Annotated in this window: 10 protein-coding genes; 9 read left to right on the top strand and 1 reads right to left on the bottom strand. The window is 60.9% G+C overall.

Annotation, left to right across the window (positions count from 1 at the left end):
• Positions 1 to 232: 232 nt before the first annotated feature.
• The 6 genes from dnaK (at position 233) to GPK42_RS06800 (ending at position 8,165) form a co-directional block, all read left to right on the top strand.
• Positions 233 to 2,125 carry a molecular chaperone DnaK gene (gene dnaK / locus GPK42_RS06825; RefSeq protein WP_055310046.1) on the top strand — a complete coding sequence of 631 codons (1,893 nt, stop codon included), beginning with the start codon at positions 233 to 235 and terminating at the stop codon, positions 2,123 to 2,125.
• Positions 2,126 to 2,127: 2 nt separating this feature from the next.
• The gene (locus GPK42_RS06820) at positions 2,128 to 2,970 is read left to right on the top strand and encodes a nucleotide exchange factor GrpE (RefSeq protein ID WP_117746522.1); all 843 of its coding nucleotides are present in this window, start codon (positions 2,128 to 2,130) and stop codon (positions 2,968 to 2,970) included.
• Between the two features lie 107 nt (positions 2,971 to 3,077).
• Positions 3,078 to 4,043, top strand: coding sequence for a DnaJ C-terminal domain-containing protein (locus GPK42_RS06815; RefSeq protein ID WP_215694437.1), 966 nt, complete (start codon positions 3,078 to 3,080; stop codon positions 4,041 to 4,043).
• A 72-nt stretch (positions 4,044 to 4,115) separates the two neighbouring features.
• Positions 4,116 to 4,532, top strand: a complete 417-nt coding sequence (locus GPK42_RS06810) for a heat shock protein transcriptional repressor HspR (protein ID WP_006235210.1) — start codon at positions 4,116 to 4,118, stop codon at positions 4,530 to 4,532.
• A gap of 393 nt (positions 4,533 to 4,925) precedes the next feature.
• Positions 4,926 to 7,226, top strand: coding sequence for a hydratase (locus GPK42_RS06805; protein WP_215694435.1), 2,301 nt, complete (start codon positions 4,926 to 4,928; stop codon positions 7,224 to 7,226).
• Between the two features lie 249 nt (positions 7,227 to 7,475).
• Positions 7,476 to 8,165: a hypothetical protein gene (locus GPK42_RS06800; RefSeq protein ID WP_215694433.1), complete on the top strand. Its 690-nt coding sequence runs from the start codon at positions 7,476 to 7,478 to the stop codon at positions 8,163 to 8,165.
• A 375-nt stretch (positions 8,166 to 8,540) separates the two neighbouring features.
• Here the strand turns inward: GPK42_RS06800 and GPK42_RS06795 are convergent, their stop codons facing one another.
• The gene (locus GPK42_RS06795; protein WP_215694431.1) at positions 8,541 to 9,209 is read right to left on the bottom strand and encodes a hypothetical protein; all 669 of its coding nucleotides are present in this window, start codon (positions 9,207 to 9,209) and stop codon (positions 8,541 to 8,543) included.
• Between the two features lie 234 nt (positions 9,210 to 9,443).
• Here GPK42_RS06795 and GPK42_RS06790 point away from each other — a divergent pair, with 234 nt between their 5' ends.
• The 3 genes from GPK42_RS06790 (at position 9,444) to GPK42_RS06780 (ending at position 13,437) form a co-directional block, all read left to right on the top strand.
• The gene (locus tag GPK42_RS06790) at positions 9,444 to 10,115 is read left to right on the top strand and encodes a hypothetical protein (protein ID WP_215694429.1); all 672 of its coding nucleotides are present in this window, start codon (positions 9,444 to 9,446) and stop codon (positions 10,113 to 10,115) included.
• A 367-nt stretch (positions 10,116 to 10,482) separates the two neighbouring features.
• Positions 10,483 to 13,110, top strand: a complete 2,628-nt coding sequence (gene clpB, locus GPK42_RS06785; protein ID WP_215694427.1) for an ATP-dependent chaperone ClpB — start codon at positions 10,483 to 10,485, stop codon at positions 13,108 to 13,110.
• A gap of 132 nt (positions 13,111 to 13,242) precedes the next feature.
• A complete protein-coding gene (locus GPK42_RS06780; RefSeq protein WP_226790497.1) occupies positions 13,243 to 13,437 on the top strand; it encodes a hypothetical protein in 195 nt (64 codons plus the stop codon).
• Positions 13,438 to 13,534: the final 97 nt, after the last annotated feature.

The following is a 13,534-nucleotide window of genomic DNA, read 5'->3' as shown; positions in this document are numbered from 1 at the left end:
ACCTCAGCCATCTCTACATAGATCTCGATAGATCTGCCCAGAACTCAAACAGCGCGTCTACCTGCATATTTGCGAACCTAAACTCTTGGCAATAAGAAATCTTATATGAATTGACTTAGATTTTGTATATTCCGGCCCATAAGGGGATACACTACATCCTGAAAGACAAGCCGAAGCGCCGCGCGACAGACCGTCGAGGCGGCGCGAACGCAAAAGAGAGAGGGAATTTCTAATGAGTAAGATTCTTGGTATCGACCTTGGTACTACTAACTCCGCTATGGCCGTCCTCGAGGGCGGTTCTCCGACCATTATCGTGAACGCCGAAGGCGACCGCACCACCCCGTCCGTTGTTGGCTTCCGTGCCGACGGCGACCGCGTCGTGGGCAAGGCCGCTAAGAACCAGGCTGTCACCAACCCCAAGAACACCGTGTTCTCCATCAAGCGCTTCATGGGCCGCAAGTATTCCGAGTGCACCTCCGAGATCAAGACCGTGCCGTATGAGGTCAAGGAGGGCCAGGGTGGCCGTGCCGTCGTCGACATCGAGGGCAAGGATTACACCGCCGAGCAGGTGAGCGCCATGACGCTCGCCAAGATGAAGGCCGACGCCGAGAAGTATCTGGGCGAGACCGTCACCGACGCCGTCATCACCGTCCCGGCCTACTTCAACGATGCCCAGCGTCAGGCCACCAAGGACGCCGGTAAGATCGCCGGCCTCAACGTCAAGCGTATCGTCAACGAGCCGACCGCTGCTGCTCTGGCCTATGGCCTGGACAAGCAGGGCACCGACCAGCGCATCCTGGTCTTTGACCTGGGCGGCGGTACCTTCGACGTCTCCATCCTCGACCTCGCCGACGGCGTGTTTGAGGTTCTGTCCACCTCGGGCGACAACCACCTGGGCGGCGACGACTGGGATCAGCGCGTCATCGACTGGATGGCCGATAAGTTCCAGCAGGAGAACGGTGTCGACCTGCGTCAGGACCCCATGGCCCTGCAGCGTCTGAAGGAGGCCGCCGAGAACGCCAAGAAGGAGCTCTCCGCCGCCCAGCAGACCACCATCAACCTGCCGTTCATTACCATGAACCAGTCCGGCCCGCTGCACCTCAACTACACGCTGACCCGCGCCGAGTTCGAGAAGATCACCCGTGACCTGCTCGAGCGCTGCAAGCAGCCTGTCACCAACGCCCTGCGCGACGCTAAGCTTAAGCTTTCCGATCTGACCGAGGTCATCCTCGTCGGCGGCTCCACCCGTATGCCCGCCGTCCAGGAGCTCGTCAAGACTATGACCGGCAAGCAGCCCAACATGTCCGTGAACCCCGACGAGGTCGTTGCCGACGGCGCTGCCGTCCAGGGCGGCGTGCTCACCGGCGACGTCGAGGGCATCCTGCTGCTCGACGTTACCCCGCTGTCGCTGGGCGTCGAGACCATGGGCGGCATCATGACCAAGATGATCGACCGCAACACCACGATCCCGACCTCCAAGACCGAGGTCTACTCCACCGCTGCCGACAACCAGACCAGCGTCGAGATCAACGTGCTCCAGGGCGAGCGCGAGCTTGCCCGCGACAACAAGTCGCTCGGTAAGTTCCAGCTGACCGGCATCCCGGCTGCCCGCCGCGGCGTGCCGCAGATCGAGGTCACCTTCGACATCGACGCCAACGGCATCGTCAAGGTCTCCGCTAAGGACAAGGGCACCGGCAAGGAGCAGCAGATCACCATCTCCGGCTCTACCGCGCTTTCCGACGACGAAGTCGATCGCATGGTCAAGGACGCCGAGGCTCATGCCGAGGAGGACAAGAAGCAGAAGGAAGAGGTCGAGGTCCGCAACCAGACCGACAGCCTGTGCTACTCCACCGAGCAGACCCTCAACGAGCTCGGTGACAAGGTTTCCGCCGACGTGAAGTCCAAGGCAGAGGCCGCTATCGCCGACGCCAAGAAGGCGCTCGAGGGCTCTGACGTCGAGGCCATCAAGGCCGCCGGCGAGTCCCTGCAGTCCGTGGCCTACGAGCTGGCTCAGGTTGTCTACGCCGACGCTCAGCAGCAGACCGACGGTGCCGCCGGTGCCCAGCCTGCCGACGATGATGTTGTCGACGCCGACTACGAGGTTGTGGACGACGAGGACAAGTAATCATGTCCGCTCGTAAAGCTCGCACGGAGGCGGCCGCCGTTGGTGCCGCCCCCGTTGACTCTGAGGAGAAGGACGTGAAGATTCCCGTAGAGGCCGCAGACGTTACCGAGGCCAACGAGGCCCCGGCCGCCGAGGCTGCCGAGAACCAAGTAGAGGATTCCAACAAGGAGGCGACGATGACCGAGGACGAGATGGTGGAAGCCGCTATCCGCGCCGGTGAGGAAGCCGCCGACAACGACTTTAAGCTCAAGTTCGAGCAGGCTCAGAAAGAGCTTGCCGACGTGCGCAACGAGCTCGATGCTGCGGCAGAGGCTCAGAAGGCCGCCGAGGACAAGGCAAAGGACGCCACCGAGCGCACCGCCCGTCTGCAGGCCGACTGGGAGAACTTCCGTCGCCGCACCGCCAACGAGCGTATCGCCGAGCGCGAGCGCGCGACCGAGAAGCTCGTCACTGCGCTGCTGCCGGTGGTCGACGATATCGAGCGTGCGATCGACCACGCCCGCAGTCAGGAGCTTGCCGACGACTTTAAGCAGTTCGTCGACGGCGTCGACGCGGTGCATGCCAAGCTGCTCGACGTGTTTGCGCATGAGGGCGTTGAGCCCATCGACCCCAAGGGCGAAGCGTTTGATCCGCTCGAGCATCAGGCTGTGGGTCGCGTCGAGGACGCATCGCAGTACGACGAGACCGTCAACGACGTGTACCAGAAGGGCTACCGCATGGCGGACCGCATCCTGCGTTCCGCGATGGTGACGGTGACCTACGGTGGCGAGAAGCGCCCCGCACCGGAGCCCGAAGCGGCGCCCGAGGATGCTGCGGCCGATACGGCCGAGAGCACCGAGGAGTAATTGAGAAGGGCCCCGGGGCAACACCCGGGGCCCTTTCTGGCCTAGTGCCATATGAAAGCATGAACCGCCGCCCGCTGGGCGACGGATGAAACAGGAGAGGAGCTACGATGGCTGCAGGCAAAACCTTCTATGACATCCTGGGCGTATCCAAGAGCGCCTCCGACAAAGAGATCAAGAGCGCGTTTCGCAAGCTCGCGCAAAAATATCACCCCGATGCCGGCGGTGACGAGGCCAAGTTCAAGGAGATCAGCGAGGCCTACGAGACGCTTTCGGACGAGAAGAAGCGCAAAGAGTACGACCAGATGCTCATGTTTGGCGGCATGCCGGGCGCGGGCGGCGCGTATGGCGGCGGCTACGGTGCCGGCGCGGGTGCCAGCGGCTGGGGCGACATCTTCGACAGCATCTTTAGCGGCAACGGCGCCTGGGGCAGCGATTGGGGCTCGGGCTTTGCCGGGGCTGCGGGCGCTGCCGGTGCCGGCGCGGGTCGCAGCCGTGCTCGCAAGGGCGGCGACCTGTCGCTGACCGTCGATGTGACGGCCGAGGACGCGTTTCGCGGCGTGACGCACAAGGTCACCTATCGCATTCCCTCGACAGGCGAGCAGCAGACCATTACGGTCTCGGTGCCCGCGGGCGCGGTCGACGGCGGCAAGCTACGCTACAAGCGTCGCGGCGAGTATGGCGTTGCGGGTGGCGAGCGCGGCGACCTGGTCGTGACCACGCATGTGGAGGAGCACCCGCTGTTCAAGCGCAAAGGCGCCGACGTGACCATGGAGGTACCGGTCTCGGTCTACGAGGCGGCGCTCGGCTGCACGGTGGACGTGCCCACACCCGGCGGTGCGACGGTCCGTTTGAAAGTGCCCGCGGGTACTCAGACGGGCAAGAAGTTCCGCTTTAAGGAGATGGGAGCGCCCGACGTTAAGCACCGTGCCCGTACGGGCGCGCTGCTCGTCGAGATCAAGGTGCAGGTCCCCACGAACCTATCCGATGACGAGCGCGATGCCATGACCAAGCTGCGCGAGGCCGACACGCGCGACTATCGCGAGAAGGTCAACCGTTACAAGGCGACGTACTAGGAAGGTCGCGGCGCGCGCCCGCGCCCGCGGGCTTATGATGGACGATAGCGAGACGGAAAGGGGTCAGGTAGCATGGCCGAGGACAATAGGAACAAACCGCTGTACATGATCAGCGTGGCGGCCGAGTTGACCGGCATGCATCCGCAGACTCTGCGCGTCTACGAGTCTAAGGGCCTGGTGAACCCCCAGCGCTCGGGCGGTAACACGCGCCTGTATTCGCGTGCCGATATCGAGCGTCTGGAGCTCATCAACCAGCTGACTGACGAGGGTATCAACCTTGCCGGCGTGGTGCGCATTCTCGATATGAAGGAGCGTGCCGAGGAGCGCGAGCGCGAGAACGAGAAGCTCCGCGCTCGCGTGCGCCAGCTCGAGGATGAGCTGCACGAGTACAAGATGCAGAAGAAGATCACCGCCCTGGCCCCGCGCGATGGCTCGGTTAACCCCGAGCAAGTCATGCGCAAGCTACTGGGCGCCGGCGGAGATCTCTAGGTTCCGCCGTTCTGACGAACGGCGGACCAGTTGACGCTGCGCGCCGTCCAGAGCGACAATTTGTCATTCAAAGGGCAAGGCATGACCAGAAGGTCTATGCCTTGCCTTTTTCATGCCAACTTGTTCGCTCTGGACGGCGCTCGCTGTCCGTCCTCTGCCTGCGGCGTTGCCTTGCTCCGGATGCGGTAGGGTAGTCATTGGGGACGTTCTTAAATGACTAGTCGAAAGGGACGCTCTTGCACAAAATCTTCCGGCCCTCGACCGGCACGTCCTTTACTTTACCTAGATAAAGTGAACGTGCAGATTCGTAACCCACTCGCAACCGTTCTATGGCACGATATTGAACGAATTTATGCTATGCGCCCAAATCTTTTGGGCAGAGTGGGAGACAGTATGGTCAAGCTGTACGAGGACGGCATCTACCTGCGCGGCGGCAGCGAGGTCGTGCCTGCGGCCGAGGCTGCCGAGCGCGGCATTACGCAGGCGCCCGAGGATGCCAAACGCGGAACCATCGCGTATTCGATCCTCCAGGCACACAATACGTCCGGCGACCCCGAGGCGCTCAAGATTCGCTTCGACGCCATGGCGAGCCACGACATCACCTTTGTCGGCATCATCCAGACGGCGCGTGCCTCGGGCATGGAGCAGTTCCCGCTGCCCTACGTGCTCACCAACTGCCATAACTCGCTGTGCGCCGTGGGCGGCACCATCAACGAGGACGACCACGTCTTTGGCCTCTCCGCGGCCAAGAAGTACGGCGGCATCTTCGTCCCGCCGCACATCGCCGTTATCCACTCCTTTATGCGTGAGAACTTTGCCGGTTGCGGCAAGATGATCCTGGGTTCCGACTCGCACACCCGCTACGGCGCCCTAGGCACCATGGCCGTGGGTGAGGGCGGCGGCGAGCTGGCCAAGCAGTTGCTGCGCGACACCTACGATGTCGCCTATCCCGGCGTCGTTGCCATCTACCTCACGGGTGCCCCGCGCCCCGGCGTCGGCCCGCACGACGTGGCGCTCGCCATCATCCGCGCCGTCTTTGCCAAGGGCTACGTTAAGAACAAGGTCATGGAGTTCGTGGGTCCCGGCATCTCGAGCATGACGACCGACTACCGCAACGGCGTCGACGTCATGACCACCGAGACCACCTGCCTGTCGAGCATCTGGGCCACCGACGAGGACACGCACGCATTCCTGACCATGCACGGCCGCGGCGACGACTACCGCGAGCTCAAGCCCGCCGATGTCGCCTACTACGACGGCTGCGTCGAGGTCGACTTGTCGAGCATCAAGCCCATGATCGCGCTGCCGTTCCATCCTTCCAACGGCTTTGAGATCGACGAGCTCAACGAGAACCTCGAGGACATCCTGCACGAGGTGGAGCTCGAGGCCGCCAAGATCGGCGAGGGCAAGACGCACTTTAGCCTGCTCGACAAGATCGTCGACGGCAAGCTGCACGTGCAGCAGGGTGTTATCGCCGGCTGCTCGGGCGGCAACTACGACTCTGTGGTCCAGGCTGCCCGCGTGCTCAAGGGCGCCAACACCGGCTGCGGCGAGTTCTCGCTGTCGGTCTATCCCACGAGCCAGCCCGTGGCGCTCGAGCTTACACGCCGCGGCTATATCTACGACCTTATGGAGGCTGGCGCGATTGTGCGCACGGCGTTCTGCGGCCCGTGCTTTGGTGCCGGCGACACGCCTGCCAACAACGGCCTTTCGATCCGCCACACCACGCGCAACTTCCCCAACCGCGAGGGTTCCAAGCCGGGCAATGGCCAGCTGAGTGCCGTGGCCCTGATGGACGCCCGCTCCATTGCGGCGACGGCTGCCAACGGCGGCGTCCTGACGCCGGCGACCGATCTGCCCGAGGAGACTTGGGACGAGGCCTGCGAGTACACCTTCGACGACGCTCCCTACAAGAAGCGCGTGTACTGGGGCTTTGGCAAGGCGGAGCCTGCCGACGAGCTGGTCGAAGGCCCCAACATCAAGCCGTGGCCCGCGATGGAACCCCTCGGTGACGACATCCTGCTCAAGGTGTGTTCTAAGATCATGGACCCGGTTACCACGACTGACGAGCTCATTCCTTCGGGCGAGACGAGCTCCTTCCGCTCCAACCCGCTGGGTCTGGCCGAGTTTACGCTCAGCCGCCGCGATCCGGCCTACGTGGGTCGCTCCAAGGAGGTCGACGCGGTGGAAAAGCGCCGCGTTGCCGGCGAGGCGGCAGGCGACTTGGCGGCGCTCGATGCCGAGCTTGCCGGCGTGTTTGAGGCACTGGCCGGCGCGGGCGTCGCGGCCGATGCCAAGGCGACCGAGTACGGCTCCATGCTCTATGCCAAGAAGCCCGGTGACGGTTCTGCCCGCGAGCAGGCCGCGAGCTGCCAGCGCGTAATTGGCGGCCTGGCCAACATCGTCCACGAGTACGCCACCAAGCGCTATCGCTCCAACGTGATGAACTGGGGCATGGTGCCCTTCCAGATGGAGGCCGAGCCCAACTTTGAGGTGGGCGATTACGTCTTTGTGCCGGGTATCCGCGCCGCGCTCGATGGCGACCTAAAGGACATCGCCGCCTACGTGGTGCGTGCCGATGGTGCGGTCGAGCAGATTGAGCTCTATATTGCCGATATGACGGCAGAGGAGCGTGCCATCGTCAAGGCCGGCTGTCTGATCAACTACAACAAGTTCAAGGCCGCTGCCGAGTAACGCACATACTTGTCCGCCCCGGTTATACCTTTCCCTGCCGCTCACGCGCTTCGCGAGGGTCGCGTCAGAGAAAGGTATAACCGGGGCTACTTGTTAAGTGCTGCTCGTTGGGTCTTGAGGGCGCTAAAATCGAGGTTGCAACTCTCCTCTATGGGGGAGTGCGCCTTTGTTCATATGCTATCTAGAATTGACAGTATGAAGTTGGCGCTTTAAAGTGAGCTCAAAACACTCTCGTTTGTGGAGTTGAAGATGAAGCGTTGCACTTCTGTTTTGTTGCTGTTGGTGGCTTGCGTCGTCGCTGCTGCGGGCGTGGTCCTATTTGGCTCGCTTATCTTCTATGGGCCGAGTGGGGTTGAGCAGACGGTTGAGATGGCGTCCCTTGTTGCATCGATGCCCGGGCAAATGATTTCGGACGTTACAAAGCCCGATGAGATAACGCTCGATATCGAGGAAACGCCGGGCATTCTAAGCATAAGCAACTACCCCATGATTGAACTTGGCTCGTCTCGCTATACCAAGGACGAGAAGTTGTCCCGACAGGCGCTGGATTTGCTAAACGGGCGTTCGTTCAAACGCTGGGACGGTTGGGATGCCTATGAGCGCCGACGTGGTTCTGTGAACGGTGGCTACTATACAACGCTGAAGTTGTATTCATCTGATGGCAAACTGATGCGCACCGTTAACTACAATCCGGAATACGCAAAAGCCGGAGGTGGGGACGGCGTCTATATCCAAGATGGCGGCGTGACCTACATTCTTGAAGGCGACCAGCAGCAGGTGATCGATTTTTTGGATTGTTGCGTGATGGACGCGTACGACCAGACCTGCCTGCCCGACCCGCAGACTGCACGCGATGGTGGATCTGCTCGTACATGGCTATTCGAGGATGAGATGCCCTGGACCGCCGAATCGGGAAGCACGGGCTCGGCAAAAGAGTAGAGAACGCGACCACCACAAAGGTGCCCCTTTGCGGTGGTTTTCAGTCTGTCTCGATCTGTAACATCTGGGCCGTTAAAAGTGGGCTTGGTGTTGCAGATTTAGATTATCGATTCGGGTGTCTTCTGTTTATCTCGATCTGTAACAGGTGGACCCTTATTTGCCGAGTAGTTGTTACAGATTTAGATAAACGGGCGCCGCTGAGCATTTCATCTCAATCTGTAACATCTGGGGTCAAAAACGGCCGCTAGATGTTACAGATCGAGACAGATGAGCGCCGGAGTCGAAAATCACCACAAAGGTGCCTGTCCCCTTTGTGGTGGTGGGGGGCGGGCTCGATGTTATTGTGATTGCTGGGCAGCATTTTAATGAATGTCTCTACAGGATTTCATCTGGGGTGGCGGGTTTGGTTGTTTTGGGGATGCCGAGTTTGGATGACGCGAAATCGTCAACATTGTCCTTAATTCCGTCTTTGGTGTAGACAGTGACCATATAGGTGCTGTGTCCGAATTCGCCCTTGTCGCGTGTTGCCCAGGCATCCCAGTAGGCGGCCCCGTTTCGCCCTTTGATTTTTCCGACACGGCGGAGTTCTGTTCGCTTTAATTTCCGGTTGCTATAGATGGTTCGACCGGCTTCCGCGGTGAGCCCGCACTGTCCAAGCAGCTTGTCGAGGACTTGGTTCATGTGGCGCTCATCGGTGTTTGGTGCGTAGTCGTAGGCGAGGGTGATGGAGTCGAGTGGCTGGTCGTCGATCAGATAGTTTAGCGCCTGAGGTTCAAGGCAGAAATAGGGGGAGCATCCGTCGACCTTGCCGAGCAACGGTAACTTGGACTGCCAACTTCCGGTGGGAATTGCATATTCGTAGAACACGCCACGGCAGACAAAGGAGAGCGAGGTGGCACGCGAGCCGGCGTCGACCATCCCGCACAAATCGAAGGGCGAGGCGATACCGAGAGAAAAGGGCGTGATGACGATAAGGAAGAGCATCACGATGGGTACGGCGAGAATGGCGATGACGTTGCGACCGGTGGAATGAGACGGCTTCATATGATCTCCCCGAAACAAAAAGCTGTTGAGGATAGATAGAAATAGATAAATTCAGATAACAAATTAAGTTTAATCTCATGGCGTGAGATTGTCGACCGTTAGCGTCGAAACCCACCACAAAGGTGCCTGTCTCCTTTGTGGTGGTGGGGAGCGAGCGGCTTCTTTTGGTGATAGTGTTAGCTGACGGTATCATTAGGGCAAATGACGCAGATCTGCATTGCGAGGTGTTTTGCTGTGAGTCGCTCTGCCCGTATTGGATTGATTGCTCTGGCGCTTGCGATCGCCGTGGTTGGTGTGGGCGCTGTCGGTATGGCATTTCTACCTGCTGCGGTGACGGAGCCGGTGGTCAAGCCTGTGACTCAATCTGTCGAACTTCTGACCGGCGACGACAAGCCCGAGACCATTACCGTTGATTTTGATGAGCAGCCGGCTGTGCTGGGTATTAGCAATTATCCGCGTATTCAGCTTGGGGCCATGCGCTATACCACGGATACAAGCCTGATCGATAGGGCGTCTGAGCTACTCAAGGGCAAAACACTTAAGCGTTGGTACGGATATGCGTCCTATCGGGCAAAAGCGAACGACATGGTTGGCGGATGCCACTCTTCCATCGAGCTGGACACTGCAAACGGCGCAAAGTTATGTGATGTCTCGTACGATCCGGGCTACGAGGGCAATGAGGGTCCGGGCATCTACATCATGGACGGCGATGTCGCCTATGTCATGGAGGGCGACCAGACCGAGCTCAACGATTTTATGGGTCAGTGTATCCAAGATGCCTATAAACAGACCTGCTTGCCTGACCCGCAGACTGCACGCGATAGTGGGTCTGCCCGTACATGGCTGTTCGAGGATGAGATGCCCTGGACCGTCGAATCGGGAAGTACGGGTTCGGCGAAGGAGTAGAGACCGCGACCACCACAAAGGTGCCTGCCCTCTTTGTGGTGGTTTTCGGTCTGTCTCGATCTGTAACATCTTGGCCGCTAAAAGTGGGCCTGGTGTTACAGATTTAGATTTTTGATCCGGGTGTTTTCTGTTCGTCTCGATTTGTAACAGATAGAGCTCTATTTGCTGACTAGATGTTACAGATTGAGATAGTAAGGGGACGAGGCCGTAGCGGGTGAGCGCACCTGCTTCCTATCTTTCAATCACTCAGAAAATCTTATATATAGAGACTTAGATTTGTGTATAAGAACGCGCAAAGCTGGCAACAATACTTCTCGAACAACGTGAAGCCGCCCCGTAGGGCGGCCGCCCCAAGAGAGGTGATTCCATGAGAATCGATAAGCTAGCAATGACGTCGCGCGAGGCGCTGCAGACCGCCATGAGCACGGCTGCCGACGCGCAGGCCGGCGCGGTGGAGCCGATCCACCTGCTGTCTGCCCTGCTCGGCGCCGGCGAGCGTAACATCTCCGTGATCATCGAGCGCATCGGCGCCGATCCCGCTCAGCTCGCGCGTTCCACGCAGGATGCCATCGACCACGCGCCCAAGGTTTCGGGCGAGGGCCAGCAGATGGGTCTTTCCAACGAGCTCGTTCGCGTCATCGAGAAGGCTGAGAAGAAGGCCACCAAGATGGGCGACAGCTTTGTGGTGACCGAGCATCTGCTCATGGCGCTTGCCGAGGACAAGGGCGAGGCGGGTCGCGTGCTGCGCGACGCCGGCGTCACCAAGGAGCGCATCGAGCAGGTCTACGAGGAGCTGCGTGGCGATGACCGCGTGACGTCTGCCGAGGACAAGACTCAGTTTGAGGCGTTGGAGCAGTACGGTCGCAACATCTGCGATCTGGCCCGCGCCGGCAAGCTCGACCCGGTCATCGGCCGTACCGACGAGATCCGTCGTACTATTCAGGTCCTGTCCCGCCGCACCAAGAACAATCCCGTGCTCATCGGCGAGCCGGGCGTCGGCAAGACGGCCATCGTCGAGGGTATCGCCCAGCGTATCGTGGCCGGCGACGTGCCGAGTACCCTGCGCGACCGCGACCTCATCGAGCTCGATATGAGCGCGCTGGTCGCCGGCGCCAAGTACCGCGGCGAGTTCGAGGACCGCTTGAAGGCCGTGCTCAAAGAAGTGCAAAAATCCGAGGGCAAGGTCATCCTGTTCATCGATGAGCTCCACACCATCGTGGGCGCGGGTGCCACCGAGGGCTCTATGGACGCCGGCAACATCCTGAAGCCGGCGCTTGCCCGTGGCGACTTGCACGCGATCGGCGCGACCACGCTCGACGAGTACCGCAAGTACATTGAGAAGGACGCGGCGCTCGCCCGTCGTTTCCAGACCGTGATGGTGAGCGAGCCCACCGTCGAGGACACCATCTCGATCCTGCGTGGCCTCAAGGAAAAGTACGAGATCTTCCACGGCGTGCACATCACCGATAGCGCGCTCGTGGCCGCCGCCGACCTCTCCGATCGCTACATTGCCGATCGCTTCCTGCCCGACAAGGCCATCGACTTGGTCGATGAGGCCGCAAGCCGCCTGCGCATGGAGCTCGACAGCATGCCAGTCGAGATCGACGCCACCATGCGTCAGCTCACCCAGCTGCAGATCGAGGAGCAGGCGCTCATGAAGGAGACCGACGACGCCTCCAAGGAGCGTCTGGAGGCCCTGCGCCAAGAGATTGCCGAGGTCCAGGAAAAGCTCAACGTGCAAAAGGCCGGCTGGCTCAACCAAAAGAACGCCATCGACCACGTGCAGGAGCTTAAGGGCCAGCTTGACGAGGCCAAGAGCGAAGAGGAGCGTGCAACGCGCAACGGCGACCTGGGCCGTGCGTCCGAGCTGCGCTTCTCCGTGATTCCGGGCCTGCAGCAGCAGATTCAGGATTCCGAGGCTGCGCTCGAGGCACAAAAGCAGCAGGACGGCGAGGGCCTCAACGAGCAGGTGACCTCCGACGAGATCGCCGAGGTCGTGAGTGCCTGGACCGGCGTGCCCGTGTCCAAGATGATGCAGGGCGAGCTCGACAAGCTCAAGGGCCTGGAGGGCGAGCTGCATAAGCGCGTCATCGGTCAGGACGAGGCCGTCTCCGCCGTTGCCGCGGCCGTGCGCCGCAGCCGTGCGGGTCTCTCCGATCCGGACAAGCCCATCGGCAGCTTCTTCTTCCTGGGCCCCACCGGTGTAGGCAAGACCGAGCTCGCCAAGGCGCTGGCCGAGTGCCTGTTCGATGACGAGCGCGCGCTCGTGCGTATCGACATGTCCGAATACATGGAGAAGTTCAGCGTCCAGCGTCTGATCGGTGCGCCCCCCGGATACGTGGGCTACGACGAGGGCGGCCAGCTCACCGAGGCCGTGCGCCGTCGCCCGTACTCCGTAATCTTGCTCGACGAGATGGAGAAGGCTCATCCTGATGTCTTCAACGTGCTGTTGCAGGTGCTCGACGACGGCCGTCTGACCGATGGCCAGGGTCGTCAGGTGTCCTTCAAGAACACGATCATCATCATGACGTCTAACGTGGGTTCCAAGGCTATCGCCGATCTGTCCGGTAAGGACGAGGAGGAGATGCGCCATCAGGTCGACGCTGCCATGGCTCAGACCTTCCGCCCCGAGTTCCTCAACCGTATCGACGATATCGTGGTGTTCCATCCGCTCGGTATGGCGCAGATCGAGAAGATCGTCGACATCCAGCTCGCCGACGTCCGCGCGCGTCTGGCCAAGGAGCGCATGACGCTTGCCATCACCCCGGCGGCCAAGCAGATGCTCGCCGTGGGCGGCCTGGACCCGGTCTTTGGCGCCCGTCCGCTCAAGCGTCTGGTTCAGCGCGAGGTCGTGGATGCCATCGCCGCCGCTATCATCGACGGCACGGTGCGCGAGGGCGATCAGGTGACGGTCGATGCCGACAAGGACGGCGGCTTTACCGTCGTGTGCGACAACACGCCGGCGGCCACCTACGAGGTCCCCGACGCCGAATAGATTTATGGGACATGCCTTAAAATCTGCCAGCCGTCTCTAAACGCCAAAGGCGGCGGATCCAATTGGGTCCGCCGCCCTTATTCGTGCGACAATCGATAATGTTGAACGGATGCGATGCAAGGAGCTATGCAGATGAAAGACGAGATCAAGACAAGTGCGCCGGCGACCGATGCCGCACCCGCCGCACCCAAGCCTGTGCCTAAGCCGGCACCCAAGCCGCGCGACCCCTACATCCGTGCCGAGAACGAGGACGATGACGGCTACGATCCCTACAGCGATCGCCGCCCCGAGCGCGAGCCGCTGTTCGAAGCCGACCCGTGGCGCTAAGTGCCACCCAAAAGGCCACCAATAAGTTGCGGTGAAATAGGGACTGTTTTGCGGTTTGACCAGCAAAAACAGCCCTATTTCACCGCAACTGCGTTAG

This window comes from Collinsella aerofaciens, from assembly GCF_018785265.1.
Taxonomy (GTDB): Bacteria; Actinomycetota; Coriobacteriia; order Coriobacteriales; family Coriobacteriaceae; genus Collinsella; species Collinsella aerofaciens_AI.
Note: the sequence above shows the minus strand (reverse complement) of the source record. Positions and strands in the feature narration are given on the sequence as shown.